The organism is Bacillus sp. REN3 (assembly GCF_017912555.1).
Taxonomy (GTDB): Bacteria; Bacillota; Bacilli; order Bacillales; family Cytobacillaceae; genus Mesobacillus.
In genome coordinates, this window is sequence record NZ_JAERSD010000041.1 from 1 (window position 1) to 17,718 (window position 17,718).

The 17,718-nt window shown below is 45.2% G+C and carries 15 protein-coding genes, 2 tRNA genes and 1 rRNA gene; 4 read left to right on the top strand and 14 right to left on the bottom strand.

Annotated features, from left to right (window positions below):
- Window positions 1-182: 182 nt before the first annotated feature.
- Window positions 183-608 (bottom strand): hypothetical protein, encoded by a 426-nt coding sequence (locus JJQ88_RS20460; protein WP_246861334.1) that lies wholly within the window; start codon window positions 606-608, stop codon window positions 183-185.
- An 878-nt stretch (window positions 609-1,486) separates the two neighbouring features.
- Between JJQ88_RS20460 and JJQ88_RS20465 the strand changes: the two genes are divergently transcribed.
- On the top strand, window positions 1,487-3,667 hold the full coding sequence (locus JJQ88_RS20465) for a YhgE/Pip domain-containing protein (protein ID WP_210367894.1): 2,181 nt from the start codon (window positions 1,487-1,489) through the stop codon (window positions 3,665-3,667).
- 611 nt (window positions 3,668-4,278) lie between these two features.
- Here JJQ88_RS20465 and JJQ88_RS20470 read toward each other — a convergent pair.
- From JJQ88_RS20470 to groES, 4 genes are all read right to left on the bottom strand, one after another.
- Window positions 4,279-4,863, bottom strand: coding sequence for a hypothetical protein (locus tag JJQ88_RS20470; RefSeq protein ID WP_210367895.1), 585 nt, complete (start codon window positions 4,861-4,863; stop codon window positions 4,279-4,281).
- Window positions 4,864-5,243: 380 nt separating this feature from the next.
- Window positions 5,244-6,269: an NADP-dependent oxidoreductase gene (locus JJQ88_RS20475; protein WP_210367896.1), complete on the bottom strand. Its 1,026-nt coding sequence runs from the start codon at window positions 6,267-6,269 to the stop codon at window positions 5,244-5,246.
- Window positions 6,270-6,648: 379 nt separating this feature from the next.
- A complete protein-coding gene (gene groL / locus JJQ88_RS20480) occupies window positions 6,649-8,280 on the bottom strand; it encodes a chaperonin GroEL (RefSeq protein WP_210367897.1) in 1,632 nt (543 codons plus the stop codon).
- Between the two features lie 196 nt (window positions 8,281-8,476).
- On the bottom strand, window positions 8,477-8,761 hold the full coding sequence (groES, locus tag JJQ88_RS20485; RefSeq protein WP_210367898.1) for a co-chaperone GroES: 285 nt from the start codon (window positions 8,759-8,761) through the stop codon (window positions 8,477-8,479).
- Window positions 8,762-9,022: 261 nt separating this feature from the next.
- On the opposite strand from groES, the gene JJQ88_RS20490 reads away from it, so the two are divergent.
- The gene (locus JJQ88_RS20490; protein WP_210367899.1) at window positions 9,023-9,751 is read left to right on the top strand and encodes a CPBP family intramembrane glutamic endopeptidase; all 729 of its coding nucleotides are present in this window, start codon (window positions 9,023-9,025) and stop codon (window positions 9,749-9,751) included.
- Window positions 9,752-9,754: 3 nt separating this feature from the next.
- A complete protein-coding gene (locus tag JJQ88_RS20495; RefSeq protein WP_210367900.1) occupies window positions 9,755-9,955 on the top strand; it encodes a YdiK family protein in 201 nt (66 codons plus the stop codon).
- Window positions 9,956-9,977: 22 nt separating this feature from the next.
- Here the strand turns inward: JJQ88_RS20495 and JJQ88_RS20500 are convergent, their stop codons facing one another.
- The gene (locus tag JJQ88_RS20500; protein WP_210367901.1) at window positions 9,978-10,634 is read right to left on the bottom strand and encodes a redox-sensing transcriptional repressor Rex; all 657 of its coding nucleotides are present in this window, start codon (window positions 10,632-10,634) and stop codon (window positions 9,978-9,980) included.
- Between the two features lie 26 nt (window positions 10,635-10,660).
- Entirely contained in the window at window positions 10,661-11,155 is a 495-nt protein-coding gene (gene moaC / locus JJQ88_RS20505; RefSeq protein ID WP_210367902.1) for a cyclic pyranopterin monophosphate synthase MoaC, read from the bottom strand.
- A gap of 175 nt (window positions 11,156-11,330) precedes the next feature.
- Between moaC and JJQ88_RS20510 the strand changes: the two genes are divergently transcribed.
- Complete coding sequence (locus tag JJQ88_RS20510; protein WP_210367903.1) at window positions 11,331-13,259, top strand: ABC-F family ATP-binding cassette domain-containing protein; 1,929 nt, start codon at window positions 11,331-11,333, stop codon at window positions 13,257-13,259.
- Between the two features lie 1,011 nt (window positions 13,260-14,270).
- Here the strand turns inward: JJQ88_RS20510 and tsaD are convergent.
- The 7 genes from tsaD to rrf form a co-directional block, all read right to left on the bottom strand.
- On the bottom strand, window positions 14,271-15,305 hold the full coding sequence (tsaD, locus tag JJQ88_RS20515; protein WP_210367904.1) for a tRNA (adenosine(37)-N6)-threonylcarbamoyltransferase complex transferase subunit TsaD: 1,035 nt from the start codon (window positions 15,303-15,305) through the stop codon (window positions 14,271-14,273).
- On the bottom strand, window positions 15,302-15,754 hold the full coding sequence (rimI, locus tag JJQ88_RS20520; protein WP_210367905.1) for a ribosomal protein S18-alanine N-acetyltransferase: 453 nt from the start codon (window positions 15,752-15,754) through the stop codon (window positions 15,302-15,304). The genes tsaD and rimI overlap by 4 nt, the downstream gene beginning before the upstream one ends.
- 16 nt (window positions 15,755-15,770) lie before the next feature.
- On the bottom strand, window positions 15,771-16,469 hold the full coding sequence (gene tsaB / locus JJQ88_RS20525) for a tRNA (adenosine(37)-N6)-threonylcarbamoyltransferase complex dimerization subunit type 1 TsaB (RefSeq protein WP_210367906.1): 699 nt from the start codon (window positions 16,467-16,469) through the stop codon (window positions 15,771-15,773).
- Entirely contained in the window at window positions 16,470-16,922 is a 453-nt protein-coding gene (gene tsaE, locus JJQ88_RS20530; protein ID WP_210367907.1) for a tRNA (adenosine(37)-N6)-threonylcarbamoyltransferase complex ATPase subunit type 1 TsaE, read from the bottom strand.
- Between the two features lie 203 nt (window positions 16,923-17,125).
- A tRNA-Asp gene (locus tag JJQ88_RS20535) sits at window positions 17,126-17,201 on the bottom strand.
- A gap of 25 nt (window positions 17,202-17,226) precedes the next feature.
- A tRNA-Met gene (locus tag JJQ88_RS20540) sits at window positions 17,227-17,300 on the bottom strand.
- Window positions 17,301-17,641: 341 nt separating this feature from the next.
- Window positions 17,642-17,718 (bottom strand): 5S ribosomal RNA (gene rrf / locus JJQ88_RS20545); the annotation flags it as partial.

The following is a 17,718-nucleotide window of genomic DNA, read 5'->3' on the forward strand; positions in this document are numbered from 1 at the left end:
AGGGCTTCAACCTTAGGATTTCTCCACCAGCTGCCTGTCAGCTACTGAGCGTCTTGGCACTTACTCAGATTGGACTTCCACCAACTAGCAATTAACGGCTTGCCTGGGCACGCGAAATGAAAAAGAGGCTTACCATTCGTTCCAGCAACTCATGGTAAACCTCTTATTAACATTCATTTGATTCAATCTTCCCTGGAAATGGCGTTATAATCGTCCAGTTTCGAAAACCGTTTTTTCTTTTTCAAATACTTTTCGTTAAGGACAATCACTTTCCCGTTTTCAGCTGTCATGTATTTTCGATAGACTGATTTATATCTTTCGAATGCCAAGTGGCCCAAAATATATATCGGGAAGATCATGAAAAGGAGGATGGCCAGCTGCTGGATCAAATGGAATTCTTCCTCCATGATGTAAATCGTCATGACAGCATGTGCCCCAAGGGAGACCATTAAGGTAATCAGCACATTGCATATATGAAAAGGGAGCGCTGCCTTTTTTTCCCGAAATAATCGCTCCAGTTCATACTTGAACATCAGCGAAATAAATACTGATATCACAATGACAAAAAGGGAAACAAAATAAACAAGAACTGTAAACACGTTTTCCATCCCTCGCTCTCACTAATCCCCTATATTGCTTCCACTGGCCTTGCAGAATTCATCAAAAGAGAATGAACAAACATGGTGCATCAAGAATGGCAATCGAATGATGATGTGATGTAACGAATAACTGGACGACCGATTCCGTTGGCACAGACAACTAAAATTTTTGACTCCATTGTAACACAAAAGATGAAAAGAATAGTGACTTCCACCTTATTACAGCAGCGTATTCTCCATCCATACCACCCGACTTTTTCGGCAGGCAAACCTATAAGAATTAACTCACAAAAAGATTACTGATGATTTATTTTCGCAAAAACAAATTCATTGCTTGGAATCCCCTTAAAAAAAATCAGTGTTTTCCATATAGTCAACATTGAAAATCCAAACTTTTCACAATGCTTATCGAGCGTTCATTACGAGTTTCGAGTTTCATTATAGGCATCAAAGTCAAAACCATCAAATTGTTCTTTCAAATTACCCAGCATGATGGACAGCGCTTTCCTTGCATAGACTGCTTCCCACTTCTCTGAGTCTAAAATGCATGCGGGTGAAATCATTCTTTTGTCTAACTGAACTGTAACTCCCTATATATTGCTTTTCCCCAGCAATTTATAATATGCTTTTCCATCTATAATCCCCGAAGACCTATTAAAAGTCACGGTTATCCAATGATAACAAGAAATTAACTAGCTGATATATATAGAAAGAGACTGCAATTTTCCTTCTTAAGTATGCCAACATCCTTCTTCTATTTGAAGCTTACTTGATGATGTCCTCGATATGGGAAGCTTAAATGGAGCAGAGATGACGGGACCGCTTGATTATGCTGTTACCTTATGGGTACATTATTAGAAAAGACTTTGTTTAAAAGGACTCCGATCATGTATAACATTCTGAACATATTCACTCGAGACATAAAAAATATCGTCACAAACTGGGTTGCTGCCGTTTTGGTTGGCGGCCTTGTCGTTCTTCCTTCTTTGTATGCCTGGTTCAATATTGCCGCCATGTGGGATCCCTATTCAGAACTAGCCAATCTTCCAGTTGCGATAGTAAACGAGGATAAAGGAGCAACGGTTCGCGATCAAGAGATTGATGTAGGAAAAGAGCTGGTTAAAACCTTGAAAGCCAATGAAAGCATGGATTGGCATTTTACGAATCGGCAGGAGGCAATGGATAAAGTCAATTATGGCGATTATTTTGCAGTGATTATCATCCCGAAAGACTTTTCGGAAAAATTGGCTTCTGTCATTTCGGTTAAACCGGAAAAGGCGGAAATGGAATATTACGTAAATGAAAAAATCAACTCGATTACACCAAAAATCACTCAAAAAGGTGCCACTCTCATTGTTGAACAAGTAAGCAGCAAGTTCATTTCCACCGTGAATGGGGTTATTTTTGATATCTTCAATGATATTGGGATCGAATTGGAACGTGATCTTCCTGATATTGAAAGGTTCGAACAGTATGTTTTCTTACTCGAAGGCCAGCTGCCGGAAATCGGCCGGATTTTGGATGAATCGCTGGCGGATGCCGCTTCCGCCGAAGAAATCTTGAATCAAACCGAAGGGAAGATTCCGAAGGTCAGGCAGTTGACAAACAACGGGCTTGATACAATCAATCAAACAACGGAGTTCTTGACTGCCGCGGAAAACCGCTTGAATACGATGTCGCCAAAAATCAAGGCCGATGTTGAGAAGGTCCAGAAAATCTCCAATGACATCAACCAGTTTCTCCAGAATGCCCAAAAGGCAAATATAGATTTTAGCGAAGGTACAGAGTTCAGACAGAACCTTCAAAATCAGCTTGGCTCTGCCATTCAAACAGTTGATACGATTGAATCTTCTCTGCTTCAGCTGAAAGAAATAAACTCCGAACAGGAAGGTCAGGAATCTGGAAAAGCAGAACAAGAGCAATTGGATCAGGCGATTGAAAAAACCGGTGAATTGAAATCCACTTTGCAAACTGCGCAGGACAATGTGACACAAATCAATCAATTTCTGAAGGAAAAAAATCAGGAACTTGAAATCGCCTTTGGGACAATCAATCAAATGGCAGCGGACACGTCTGTAAAATTAGATGCTTTTGTCAATGAGTATGAAAACACCATCGAACCGACGATTGTAAAGGAAGTCGGAAAGGCAAAGAAAACATTGGCGGATGCAAAAACGATTTTGAGCGGGGCCCAGGCGGCTTTGCCAGAGGTTGAAAGAATCTTGAGGAATACACAAGGGAACCTTCAAGAAGGGGAAAAAGCCCTGGAGTATGCTCATGGCGAATTTCCGTATGTCAATGACCGGGTGAAAAGCCTCGCCAACAAACTCAGGGAAATAAAAAGTGAAGCGGACATCAATGAAATCATCAAATTGCTGCGCCACGACCCACATGCGGAAAGGAGTTTTTTCGAAGAACCCGTAAAACTGGACGAGCATAAGCTTTTCCCTATTGAGAATTATGGGACGGGCATGACGCCGTTTTATACCGTCCTTTCCATTTGGGTTGGTGCGCTCTTACTCATTTCTTTGCTGTCAGTCGATGTGCATCCGCATGAGCAGTACACGGGAAAAGAGATTTACTTCGGCCGCTTTTTGACCTTTTTAACAATTGGATTTCTGCAGACCTTGATCGTCACATTGGGAGATTTATTCATACTCGACGTCTCCGTCAGCGCTCCCTTTTGGTTTGTCGTGTTTGGGCTTTTCATCTCTCTCGTTTTCATGTTGATCGTCTATTCGCTTGTATCCGTATTTGGCAATGTCGGAAAAGCCATGGCCATCGTGATGCTTGTCCTGCAAATTGCGGGATCTGGCGGAACGTACCCCGTCGTCCTGCTGCCAAAATTCTTCCGGATTATCAGTCCGTTTTTGCCTTTTACCTATGCAGTCGATTTAATGAGGGAAGCAATCGGCGGCATCGTCTGGTCAAGGGTCTGGCATGACCTTCTGTTCCTCTCCCTGTTCGGGTTGATTGCTTTGCTCTTTGGTACATTCTTAAAAGAGCCTCTCAATCAAAAAACCAGAGCGCTGATGAAAAAGTCCAAAGAATCGGGGCTGTTTCATTGATGCCTCGCATCAAAATCAGCTGCCGTTAACACGGTCTCAGACCTGATGACTCCTGATGATGGCTAACAAGACCTCCCGGTAGTATCGAACTTCCGGAGGTCTTTTTTCACTAGATAATCCTTTGCAATTTATCTGTTTTGGGTGTAGTGAAACATCGTTGTCCCTGATTTTTTTAACCTTGACATACATTTGTTGATAAGAGGGGCAGCTAATGGTTCGGAGGATATACTCCCGTCGAACATTCACAATCTTCCATTCACCCTTAATAGTTAGAAAAATCACAATTCCAATTACCCAAAATTTATTTTTTAACTGGCATTTCTTCTTTAAATCTTTGAGGGCAGTAGGCCGGATTCAAGGGATGTGATAATCGGAAAAATTGAAAACAGTGGAAAAGAAGCACCACTTCCCTCCTGATTGCGACCGACCGGGATAATTATGATAAGCCATTCTCAGCCAGCCCGTGCCAAAACCGTTTGGCCATGCATCGATGGAAGGCACTACAGTTAGCTTTTAATCTTTCAAAGGTAATGCCCTCTCCAAAAAGTCACTACGCTAAAAGTGTCCAAATAGGGTGGGTGCCTCACATTGTTAATTCTGACACATAATCTTTATTTGTCGAAGGCGTCGTATTTCTTTTCGATGGCGACGAGTTGGAAACGGGCGTGAATGATGCTGACGACAATGAGCATGGCTGCGAATAGGACCGGGCCTGCGATATGTACGCCGAGTGTCTGGGTGGAGAGGTAGCCAATAAGCGCCCCTGCGCTGCTTCCGCCGAGGCCGATAAGGAGAATCCCTATGCCTAGTTTAGTCTTCGGGGAATGGATTTCATCCAAAAATCCTTCGGCGTATTTATGGCTTAAAACAACTGCTGCCAGCATTAGCAAAAGCAGCAGGATGCCAGGAAGCGCCTTACCATAGGCCCTGGCAATAGTCAGCGCAAAGAAGACCATCATACTGTCGACGAACAGCAGCACGATTCCCAGCCGCCAATTCAGATAATATTGCAGGTTCTTTACTTTCGTGACTGCAGAAGCAGCAACCATCACAGCGATGGCTATACTGCCGACAATCACAGGCGTATCGCTTTTGTCAGGAAAGAACATAAAGCCAAAAATGCTGATGATGGGAAATAAGGCAAATGGGATGACATTGTTTGCAAGCGGGTCTTCCCGGTACGGCCCTAAATTCATTACGTCACCTCCAGAAATTCGGTTCACAGCCTTCTTTGAGGACTGGAGTTTGGTTTTTTAGGGAATAGGGTTGAGGCTAAGGGCCACACCATTTATTGATGATCTTTTTCCTGCCAAACCTAGATTTGCTTTATACATTGGATTTTCAAATAACCTTATACTAAAAATTTGTTGCAACGCATTCATGCAACAATGAAAAAGAAGCTGCCCATAAGTTTTCTCAACTGACGAGAAGCCCATTAAAATCCTCTGTATTAGAAAAATGTTAGCACTTCACTTTTATTTTTAAAAAATAAAAGACCCCAGATTCAAAACGAAGCCGGGGTTCTATTTGGACAGTTTTAACATTATGCTGCTCTTAAGGGTACATCCCTGCTGCGTCATTGTCGATACTGGCTGTCTGCTACTTTTACTAGCAGTTTTCCGGTGTTATTCCCTTTGAAGAGATCAAGGAATGCATTTGGGATATTTTCAAATCCTTCACGAATGGTTTCGCGGTATTGGAGCTTGCCTTCCTGCAGCCATTTCCCAAGCTGCATTGCTCCTTCCTGGAACCGATTTGAAAAATCACCTACCGTAAAACCTTGCATGAGCGCACTTTTCTTAATCAACGTGGTTTGCACACGAGGCCCGGCATCCACACTTTCCAGGTTATAAGCAGAAATCGCTCCACAAACCGGGATTCGTGCATAACGGTTCAAATTCGCCAGAACCGCATCCGATACCTCTCCGCCAACATTATCAAAATAAACATCAACTCCGTTGGGGCATGCCTTGTTTATTTCTTCCTTCAAATCCGCAGCGGTTTTGTAATTGACCGCTTCATCAAACTGCAATTGATCCTTCAAGAATGAGATCTTGTCCTCTGATCCCGCAATCCCAACTACTCGGGCCCCTTTTATTTTGGCAATCTGCCCTACAACAGAGCCGACTGCTCCTGCCGCACCAGAGATCACGACCGTTTCTCCTTCTTTTGGCTTCCCGATATCCATTAATCCAAAATAAGCAGTCAGCCCCGTCATTCCTAATATGCCTAAATGCGTCGTAATTGGTGCTAATGATGGGTTGATTTTTCTGATTTCCTTCTCTTTTGCCGCATAATGCGTTTGCCAGCCAAACATCCCAATAGCGATATCACCCTGTTGGAAGTTTTCAGACTTGGATTCTATCACTTCTCCGATTGAACCACCTTCAATCACTTTACCTAACTGGAAAGGTTCAATATACGATTCTGCATCTTGCATTCTGCCTCTCATATATGGATCAACAGACACATAAAGCGTACGCAGTAAAACTTCCCCTTCCTCAAGCTCTTTCATGTCCTGTTCTACAATTTGAAATGTCTCATCACCAGGGATCCCTTTAGGCCTGTTCGCTAATACAATTTGTCGGTTTACGTCCTTCATAGAAAAGCTCCTTTCCTTTCTTGATGGATCTTGCTTAACTAAACGATCCGTTCTTATTTCAGCCTAGAAAGTACCGTTTAGATGGATTTCTCTTTTTATTGTGAGGGAATCCATATTCTTTATCAAACAATTAAATTTCAAGGAAAGGAAAACATGAATAGACCAAAAGAATATTATTTACATATTAAGGCCCTTTTCAAAAAGCGAATGGTTAGCAACTAAGCAAAGAAATGATACATCTCCTCTTTTCATTCTAAAGCGAGAAAAAAAGAGGCTTTCCAAAAGTTCAAACGAACTAATGAAAAGCCTCTTTTCATTTTCATTATGTCAGCAAATCACTTCAAAATCCTTAAATATCAAGGGTGAAGCGGCTGGTTTATTACATCATGCCGCCCATTCCGCCCATTCCGCCCATGTCAGGCATGCCGCCTTGGCCGGCTGGTTCTGGGATATCGGCAACTACAGCTTCAGTAGTCAAGAACATTGCAGATACGGATGCTGCGTTCTGGAGTGCGGAACGTGTAACTTTAGTTGGGTCAACGATACCAGAATCAATCATGTTAACCCACTCGCCAGTTGCAGCGTTGAAGCCTGTGCCGACTTCTTCGCGCTTCAGGCGCTCAACGATGACAGAGCCTTCGAGGCCTGCGTTGTGAGCGATCTGGCGAACTGGCTCTTCCATTGCGCGAAGGACGATGTTCACGCCTGTTGCTTCGTCGCCTTCAGCCTTGATTTCAGCTACTTTGTTGTAAACGTTCAGAAGCGCTACGCCACCGCCGGATACGATGCCTTCTTCAACTGCAGCGCGAGTTGAGTTAAGGGCGTCTTCAATGCGAAGCTTGCGTTCTTTCAGTTCAGTTTCAGTCGCAGCACCAACTTTGATGACTGCCACGCCGCCAGCTAATTTAGCCAGGCGCTCTTGAAGCTTTTCGCGGTCAAATTCAGAAGTTGTTTCTTCCAACTGAACGCGGATCTGGTTCACGCGGCCAGCGATTTGCGCGCTGTCTCCGGCACCTTCCACGATTGTCGTGTTTTCTTTTGTGACAACAACCTTGGAAGCGCGTCCTAAAGAGGTGATTGTAGCAGACTTAAGGTCACGGCCCAGTTCTTCAGTGATCACTTCACCGCCAGTCAGTGCAGCGATGTCTTCGAGCATCGCCTTACGGCGGTCACCGAAGCCAGGAGCCTTGACAGCTACTGCATTGAAAGTACCGCGAAGCTTGTTGACGACCAATGTAGCAAGTGCTTCGCCTTCAACATCTTCAGCAATCATCAATAATGGCTTGCCTTGCTGGACAACCTGCTCAAGGACAGGAAGGATTTCCTGGATATTTGCGATTTTCTTGTCAGTGATCAGGATATATGGGTTTTCAAGAACAGCTTCCATTTTGTCAGAATCCGTAACCATGTATGGAGAAGCATAGCCGCGGTCGAACTGCATACCTTCCACTACGTCCAATTCTGTTGTGAAGCCTTTTGATTCTTCGATAGTGATGACACCATCGTTGCCAACGCGCTCCATAGCCTCAGCAATCAATTGGCCTACTTCTTCGTCTGCAGAAGAGATGGCTGCAACCTGGGCGATGGAAGCTTTGCCTTCGATTGGCTTTGAAATGGCTTTCAGCTCTTCAACAGCTGTAGAGACAGCCTTTTCGATTCCTTTGCGGATGCCCATTGGGTTAGCGCCAGCTGTTACGTTCTTAAGGCCTTCGCGGATCATTGCCTGGGCAAGGACAGTTGCAGTCGTTGTACCGTCACCGGCAACATCGTTTGTTTTGCTTGCTACTTCCGCAACAAGCTTTGCGCCCATGTTTTCGAAAGCATCTTCAAGCTCGATTTCTTTCGCGATTGTCACACCGTCGTTTGTGATCAGCGGTGAACCAAACTTCTTCTCTAGAACCACGTTACGTCCTTTTGGTCCAAGAGTCACTTTAACAGCATTCGCAAGAGCGTCAACTCCGCGCAGCATCGCGCGGCGGGCTTCTTCACTGAATTTAATGTCTTTTGCCATTTGAAAAAAACCTCCTCAATGATTTGTTCATGTAAAAATTCCTATTAAACGTCCAGTCCAGCTCCTGGATCCTCGAGTCACAGACGGCCTGCTGCGGAAGCGGGAGCGCTTCGTCTTAAACCTTTCGGACTTGCCGGGGGGACACTGGAAAACAGCAATTTCCACCGCCGTTCCAATTTACGCTTGCATTTTCTTTTTATTCCACTACAGCAAGAATGTCGCTTTCGCGCAAAATCAGGTATTCAGTTCCCTGGAATTTCACTTCAGTACCTGCGTATTTTGAGAAGATGATGCGGTCGCCGACAGACACTTCAAGAGCGACACGCTCTCCGCTTTCAAGCACACGGCCAGTGCCGACAGCTACAACTTTACCTTCTTGAGGTTTTTCCTTCGCTGTGTCGGGTAAAACGATACCGCTTGCAGTTTTTTCTTCAGACTCAACAAGCTCAATAACAATGCGATCACCTAATGGCTTGATCAAGTGAAACAACCTCCTCAAATTTATATGTAGTAATTTTTATTAGCACTCTACTCGATTGAGTGCTAACACAATTTATATATTAAATAATCTTATTTTTTTTTGCAAGCGGGAAGCCATAATTTTTTCAAAAAAAATTTCGCTTCTTCATGCATATTTGTCCCTTTCCCTTCCCTGGCGCTCTGTGATTTGAACTTAGTGCCTATTTATTAGTAAAATGGAAAGATAGCGTGGAGTTTATCGTGATAAAAGGAGATAATCGATTTGAAGAAGGAATATTGGTGGATCATCATTGCCTATATCGCTATGCACCTTTCAAGCATCATTGGCATCCCCATCATCACGTTGGCTGGTGCTGGAATGGGGAAAAGCCTGGAGGAGATGAAGCTGATCGCACCCCCATACTGGCTGGTCATCAGTTTCTCCCTCACGCTTTTGATCGTCCTTCTGCTGTTGCGGAAGGAATACAAAACATCGGATATGCGTAACGCCGCATCCCCTGCGAACTCGATTTCATGGGCGATTGCCGGCATCTTCCTTGCCTTGATGGCACAATCGATCGCAGCCAGCATCGAATCGATGGTTGGCATTGAAATGGGCTCAGAGAATACCCAGCAAATCATCAAGCTGATCGAGCGATTCCCGATTGTCATACTTGTCAGCTCGATCATCGGACCGATTTTGGAAGAGATTGTCTTCCGGAAAATCATCTTCGGCAGCCTTCATAAAAGGATGAACTTTTTCCTGGCGGCATTGATCAGCTCTGTCATCTTCGCCCTAGCCCATGCCGAGCCGGAGCATATCTTGTTATATTCCGCAATGGGGTTCACATTCGCTTTTCTATATGTAAAAACAAAGCGGATCATCGTGCCGATTGTTGCCCATGTCACGATGAATACATTCGTTGTCCTGCTGCAATCCGTATTCCGGGAAGATATAGAGAGAATGCTAAGGGAAGCGGAAAAAATACAAAGCATTATTGGGGGATTTTGATTTATGAGACAATCGCCTTTATTTTCAGGCATAGTCTACATCTTGTTAGGCGTGTTGTTCACCTATTTCGCGATTCAGAACGTCAACCAGACAGGGTGGGGACTCTTCTCCTACCTGCTTGTCATCCTGGCTACCTTCGACTTTGGTTCGGGCATCCGGATGGTCATGTTCCATTTCAAGATTAAAAATATCCAGAAAAAATAGCCTCTTTCGCAGAGGCTATTTTTCATTCATCGCTTTCGGAATCATTCGGATAATGCTTGAGGAAATAGATCAGCGACTGCAGCTCCACCGCCAGGTCAATATGGTGGATCCTGATGGATGGCGGCACATTCAGCCTTGCCGGCGTGAAATTAAGGATGCCCTTGATGTTCGCCTGCACGAGACGATCGGTAATCTGCTGCGCGACTGAGGATGGCACAGTCAGGATGGCAACCTGGATGCTCTCTTCCACTACCTTATTGACTAATTCATCCATATGGTAAACCGGCACATCGCCAATCTGGCTTCCGACTTTTTCCTTATCGACATCAAAGGCAATTTCAATTTTCGTATTATTGTTCTTGGAAAAATTGTAGTTCAAGAACGCCGTCCCAAGGTTACCGACACCAATCAGCGCCACTTTCGTCAGCTCGTCCTGGTCAAGTGTTTTACGAAAGAAAGAAAGCAAGTAGTTTACATTATAGCCATACCCTTTCTTGCCCAGTGCTCCAAAGTAGGAAAAATCCCTGCGGATTGTCGCTGAATCCACTTTGACCGCTTCACTCAGTTCGGCTGATGACACCCTTTGCTTACCTGAAGAATGCAAATTCAATAAAAAGCGGTAATAAAGTGGCAATCGTTTGGCAGTTGCCTGCGGAATTTTCATCATCTCATTTGCCATACTCTATCCTCCAAATGTTGTATTTTCTACCTTAACTTTTCATCTCTTTTAAAATCACCGTTTTTCCCCCCGGTTTTTTCGACCAGATACGTCTTGCCGATCACCATGCCTTTATCAACAGCCTTGCACATATCATAAACAGTCAGCGCGCATGCCGAAGCTGCTGTTAACGCTTCCATTTCCACACCTGTGTTCCCTTTCGTCTTGACTGATGCGGCGATATTCAGGATATAGTCGTTCCCATCCTGCTCCCAGTCAAAGGAAAGGTCAATCCCTGTAAGCGGAATCGGATGGCACATCGGGATGATCTCCGACGTTTTTTTGCATGCCATGATGCCGGCCACCTGGGCAACCGCAAGGACATCCCCTTTTTTTATTTTATTCTCAGTGATTCTCACATATATATCTTCGTTCACGGTTATGCTTGAATGGGCGACTGCCGTGCGCACTGTCTCCGGCTTATCGCTGACATCGACCATTTTCGCTCTGCCTTCTTCGTTAAAATGAGTAAATTCTGACATCTGAAAAGCTCCTTTCTACCAAATAATACACTATTTTGTCAAATTTGTGTGTGAACTTTGTTCCAATCTTCACAAGTTCCTTGGCCATTTTTAGCCAGCCTGCCTACGTTCGCTTATATTGCCGTGCCTTTGGGAATGGGGTACACTATCCCTAAGGCTATAGAGGTGAATAAGAATGATATTATTACAGGTGAATCAGCTAATAAAATATTTTGCTGCTGATCTTATTTTATCGAATATCAAGTTTGAAATACAGACCAATGACCGCGTTGCGCTTGTCGGCAGGAACGGAGCGGGGAAATCCACCCTCCTGAAAATCATCGCTGGCCATGAATCGTACGACAGCGGTGAGATCATCCGTCCAAAAGGGACAACAATCGGCTATCTCGCCCAGAATACGGGACTTGAATCGGAAAAGAGCATCTGGGATGAAATGCTGTCTGTTTTTTCCCACCTGCAAAGCATGGAAAAAGCCTTACGGGATCTTGAGGGAAAAATGTCCGATCCTGGCATCCTCAAGGACGAATCTGCATATGAAAAGATCTTGAAGGATTATGACTTATTACAGGTCCAGTTCAAGGAAAAAGGCGGCTATCAATATGAAGCCAATATCCGCTCCGTCCTGCATGGTCTCCATTTCCATTCCTTTGATTATTCCACAAAAATCTCAACTTTAAGCGGCGGCCAGAAAACAAGGCTCGCGCTCGCCAAGCTGTTGCTGACCCGGCCGGATATCCTGATCCTGGACGAGCCGACGAACCACCTGGACATCGAGACGCTTTCCTGGCTTGAGCAGTATCTGCAGGGCTATGATGGCGCCATCCTGATCGTCTCGCACGACCGGTACTTTTTGGATAAGGTCGTCAACCAGGTGTATGAGATCTCCCGTCATCAATTGACAAAGTTCCCGGGCAATTACAGCGCCTATCTGGAGAAGAAGGCGGAAAACTATGAACGGGATTTGAAGCTTTTTGAAAAGCAGCAAGACGAAATCGCCAAGCTGCAAGACTTCATCCAGCGGAACCTGGCGCGTGCTTCAACTACCAAGCGGGCGCAAAGCCGCCGGAAGCAGCTCGAAAAAATGGACCGGATGGAACGGCCGCTTGGTGACGAGAAATCCGCCTCCTTCAGCTTCCAGATCGAACGGCAGAGCGGGAATGATGTCCTGAAGGCGAACTCGCTCTCAGTCGGCTACGGCCATGAGCTTGTATCCGAAAATATCACATTGAACCTTTCACGCGGTGACAGCACCGCGCTTGTCGGGCCTAACGGGGTCGGGAAATCAACCTTACTGAAGACAATCGTGAAAAAACTGCCTGCGCTTGCAGGAAGCATCCAATATGGTTCGAATGTATCGATTGGCTACTACGACCAGGAACAGGCGGATCTCAGCTCAAATAAAAAGGTGCTCAACGAACTGTGGGATGACTATCCGCTGAAATCGGAGAAAGAAATCCGGACCGTCCTTGGGAACTTCCTGTTTTCGGGTGATGACGTTTTGAAGATTGTCTCCACCTTGAGCGGCGGCGAAAAAGCCCGTCTCGCCCTAGCCAAGCTGATGATGGAAAACGCCAACTTTTTGATTTTGGACGAGCCGACGAACCATCTGGATTTGGACAGCAAAGAAGTCCTCGAGAATGCCCTGGTCGATTATCCGGGCACCATCCTCTTCGTTTCGCACGACCGTTATTTCATCAACAGGATTGCCACCAAGGTAGTCGAACTAGACCGCGATGGCGCAACCGAATATCTTGGCGACTATGACTATTACCTCGAAAAAAAACTCGAGCAGGAAGAACTGCAGACCCTGGAGAAGGAAAAAACCAGCATCGCTGCTGCCTCCACTGCAGCCGTGAAGCAGGATAAGACTTCCTATCAGCAGGACAAGGAAACCAAGAAGCTCGAGCGCCAGCGCAAGCGCCGGATGGAGGAAGTCGAGGCCAGGATTGACCAGCTCGAGCAAGAAGTCGCAGAATATGAAGAGCTGCTCTGCGACCCAGACGTTTTTGGCGACCACGAAAAAGCCGCCGAAATCAACAGCAAGATCGAAACGGCCAACATGCTACTTGAAGAGCTGATGGAAGAATGGACAGAATTGGCATAGAAGTGACCGAACCGGGCGGATGCCCGGTTTTTTTACGAGACGGGAAAGTGAAAATTCGCGTCGAGTAGAATCCAGCTCCTGCGATGGCCGGTACTAGCCAATGCACATGTACTTATGAAGGAATCCCGGAGGATGAGCGAGTGTGGAGCAGCTTTGAGATATGTTTTACCGGGAATCGGAAATGGCACCGTCTAATCTCGCGTAAAGAAGTCCTGCCCCTGCGGACAACCATCGCTTGCTCATACTCATTCGCTCCTCTTGTTGTAACCCGTGGATTTTGCTTTATGATCAGCTCTGCCAATTCGTTAAATGGTTGTTATGGTTTATTAAACCAAACTTTCCGGTAATAAAATGTTAAAAATTGTCGATTCGCTAAATTAATTGTGAAATCGCTAAATAAAATAATTACGCTAGATTAGCGTGTCTAAACGCTAAATGGAATTTTTCCCCGAACAAAAATCTGCCATGCGTACAAAATCCATACAAAAAAACCGAATCCATTGTGCACTCCGCTCCCGGCGATAATCGGCTTCTGGGCAATCGCTATTTTTTATGTCTGGAATATTCAACACCACTTGATTCGTCTTCCGATTTGTTCCAAAAATGGCCAGAATCAGTTCAATTGCGTCTATTTTATTCTTAAACACATTCGGCTGACGAAGATTTTCCTGGAATCCTCTATAAGATTCAATGGTTTACGTTCTCCGAGGCAAAGAAAGGATTGCCGATCAGCAAGACAAGAAACGAGGCAAAAGAGCTAATTCCTAAATGGAATATTCCAATCGTCCGCCTTCAGTTTCTTCATCAAAAACCCCATCTTTTCTACAATCGGAGATGGGGTTTTCGTCCATATTTTTTGTGCACAAAGTTATTCACAATCCAAAGATTGATTTACTGCTTATCCAGAGACTTTTCCACATTATCCACAGATAAGCTCGTTTTTATCCACACTATCCACTAAAACTGAAGGAAAATTCCGATTTATCCACAAGATTTGTTCCAAATCATTTTTTAAAGCCTGCTGTTATTGTGGATGATTATCTCCAAACCAGGGTTCCCATTTAACGTCAGGTCTGCACGCTCGCCCTTATCAAATAACACACTGCCAGCAGCGGCAATCATCGCGGCATTGTCTGTACATAATGATAGCGGTGGAATGACTATTTCAACTTCCAAATCCGCAAACGCCTCAGTCAATGCCTTTCTCAAGCCTTTATTCGCCGCTACTCCCCCTGCAAGCAACACCTGTTTTACTCCATATTGTTTCACTGCTTTCAAAGTCTTGGTCACAAGGACATCCACAACGCTCTCCTGGAAGCTTGCCGCGAGTTCTTCCGGCACGATTTCTTCTCCACGCTGCTGGGCGTTATGCACAACATTGATGACCGCTGATTTCAAGCCGCTGAAGCTGAAATCATAAGAACCTTCCTCTAGCCACGCACGAGGGAGGTTAATTGTAGCTTGACCTTCCTGCGCAAGCCTGTCAATATGCGGTCCGCCTGGATAAGGGAGGTGCAATGTCCGCGCTACCTTATCATATGCCTCTCCCGCTGCGTCATCGCGTGTTTCGCCAATCACCTCAAAATGGCCGTGCTCTTTCATATACACAAGCTCTGTATGCCCTCCGGACACAACAAGCGAAATCAGCGGGAACTTCATTTCAGTGACCAGGCGATTGGCGTAAATATGGCCGGCAATATGATGAACGCCAACAAGCGGAATATCATTGGCAAACGCCAGTGCTTTTGCCGCATTCACGCCAATCAGGAGTGCGCCAACCAGCCCCGGTCCTTCGGTAACCGCAATGGCATCCAGATCCTTCAGTTCAATCCCTGCCTGAGCTATAGCTTCCTCTAATACGATCGTGATTTGTTCGACATGATGACGAGAAGCAATTTCAGGTACAACACCGCCAAAACGTTTGTGGCTTTCGATTTGCGAAGCAACGACATTCGCGAGAATTTCCCGTCCATTCTTTACAATCGCAACGGCTGTCTCGTCACAGCTTGTCTCGATTCCCATTATTAATTGATCTTTTGCTGTCATGATAAATTCACCCACATTACTAAAGCATCTTCCATGTTATCCGTATAATACTGTTTCCTAACTGCACCTTCCACAAAGCCGAACTTGCGGTAGAGCGCCTTGGCCCGCTCATTGCTGACCCTGACTTCAAGCGTCATACTAATTGCACCCATCTCCTTTGCAAGTTCGATCACTTTTGCAAAAAGCGCCTCGCCAAGCTTCAATCCACGATAATCGGGCAAAAGGGCAATATTCGTTATGTGAGCCTCGTCGATAATGATCCACACACCGCAATAACCAACCACCTTCTGGTCCACCTCTGCCACCAAATATTCGGCAAATTGATTCTTCGTCAGCTCATTGAAAAAAGCATCCCTGCTCCACGGCGTTGCAAACGAATTCACTTCAATTTCAAGCACATCATCTAAATCATCAACCGTCATCTTCCGGAAAGTAATTGTCTTGTTCATTTCATCTTCCCACTTATTATTTATTCTGCTGTGCTTTTAGCCAATTTGCTTCCGCCTCGGCAAGTCTGATATAGTTGGGCACAAACGAATGGATATCCACATTCGCCTGATCCCTGCCCAATAGGGCAAGTTCCCCCGGCCGAGGGTTTTGCTCGGTTGCTGCCGCAAAGATCGCCTTATTGCCAAGTCCCTCTTTAAAGACTTTTTCATGAAGAGGCAGGTCGTTACCGATGAACAGGATGTTCCGGTCCAATTCATTCAGTGTCTTTACCCAGTCCTGCGCCATGACAAGCTGGTCATTCTTGACTTCCTGTAAAATTCGGTTCTCAAATTTGTATAAACCCGTGTAGATTTGCCCTCTTCTTGCATCAAAGAAAGGTGAGACATAGCCATCAAAATAACGTCCTCCCGATGCAGCAGACACAGCCAAGCTAGAAACACCAGACAAGGGAATCTTCAATGTCCATGCAAGTGTCTTGGCAATCGTCACGCCAATCCGCACCCCTGTATAGGAACCTGGCCCCTCTGCGACCACAATTTTATCCAAATCAACCGGTTTTATACCACATTCCTCCATTAACGTCTGGATTGCAGGCATGACCCTGACGGAATGATTCTTTTTAATGTTGGAAATATACTCGCCCATTACGACATCGCCATCGAGGAGACCGATTCCCAAAACATAGTTGGACGTATCAATCGACAATACTTTCATTTAAAAAATCTCCTTACACAATTGTTCATAACGAACGCCTTTTGGCTCGCATACAATCTTCCTTGCCCCATCCGCTTCTAAAAAAAGCTGGATAAGCAGCAGTTCTTCGGGAAGCTGTCCTTCAATCAAATGCGCCCATTCAACCACTGTGACGCCGTTTCCTTCAAAGTACTCCTCAAAGCCAAGGTCTTCATACGCATCCTCCACCCTATACACATCCATATGGTAGAGAGGGAGCCTTCCCTGATATTCCTTGATGATGGTAAAAGTAGGACTGTTCACATTCCGTTTGACTTCGAGACCTTGAGCAAGTCCCTGGGTGAAAGTCGTCTTACCGGCACCTAAGTCTCCTTCAAGAGCGAGCACATCCCCTGGTTTAAGCATTTCGCCAAGCCGCCTGGCAAAATCTTTTGTCTGCTCAGGTTGTTTTGACATGAATTGATAAGTGGCCATCTATAATCACCTTTAACATTTAACTTATTATCAGTATACACTTCTTTTGGATCAAACAAAAAAACCTTAGGAAGCCTCCTAAGGATGACGTTTCTATATGTAGTGTACACGATTTAAAAGCAACGGGCAAAAGTTGATTTTTCTTTAAAAAATAAAAAAACACGAAACCATGTCTCGCTTCGCAATCTGCTAATCTATAAAAATGGCGGTCCCGACCGGGATCGAACCGGCGATCTCCTGCGTGACAGGCAGGCATGTTAACCGCTACACCACGGGACCTTCTATGTATTGGTAAGATGGATTATTGCGGGGGCAGGATTTGAACCTGCGACCTTCGGGTTATGAGCCCGACGAGCTACCGGGCTGCTCCACCCCGCGTCGATAATAAAAGATAATATGTTGTTTATGCTCTTAGAGAGCATGGCCGCCCCGATTTCAGAAAGCTAAATCAGGATGTGGCTCAATCGGTGCGCTGAAGCGGATTCGTTGAAGATTATTCTTCGTGCTCCACCCCGCGTCGATAATAAAAGATAATATGTTGTTTATGCTCTTAGAGAGCATGGCCGCCCCGATTTCAGAAAGCTAAATCAGGATGTGGCTCAATCGGTGCGCTGAAGCGGATTCGTTGAAGATTATTCTTCGTGCTCCACCCCGCGTCGATAATAAAAGATAGTATGTTGTTTATGGATAAAAAATATATAGCAATGTTTTTTCAAACAGCCCGGCGGCGTCCTACTCTCACAGGGGGAGACCCCCAACTACCATCGGCGCTGAGAAGCTTAACTTCCGTGTTCGG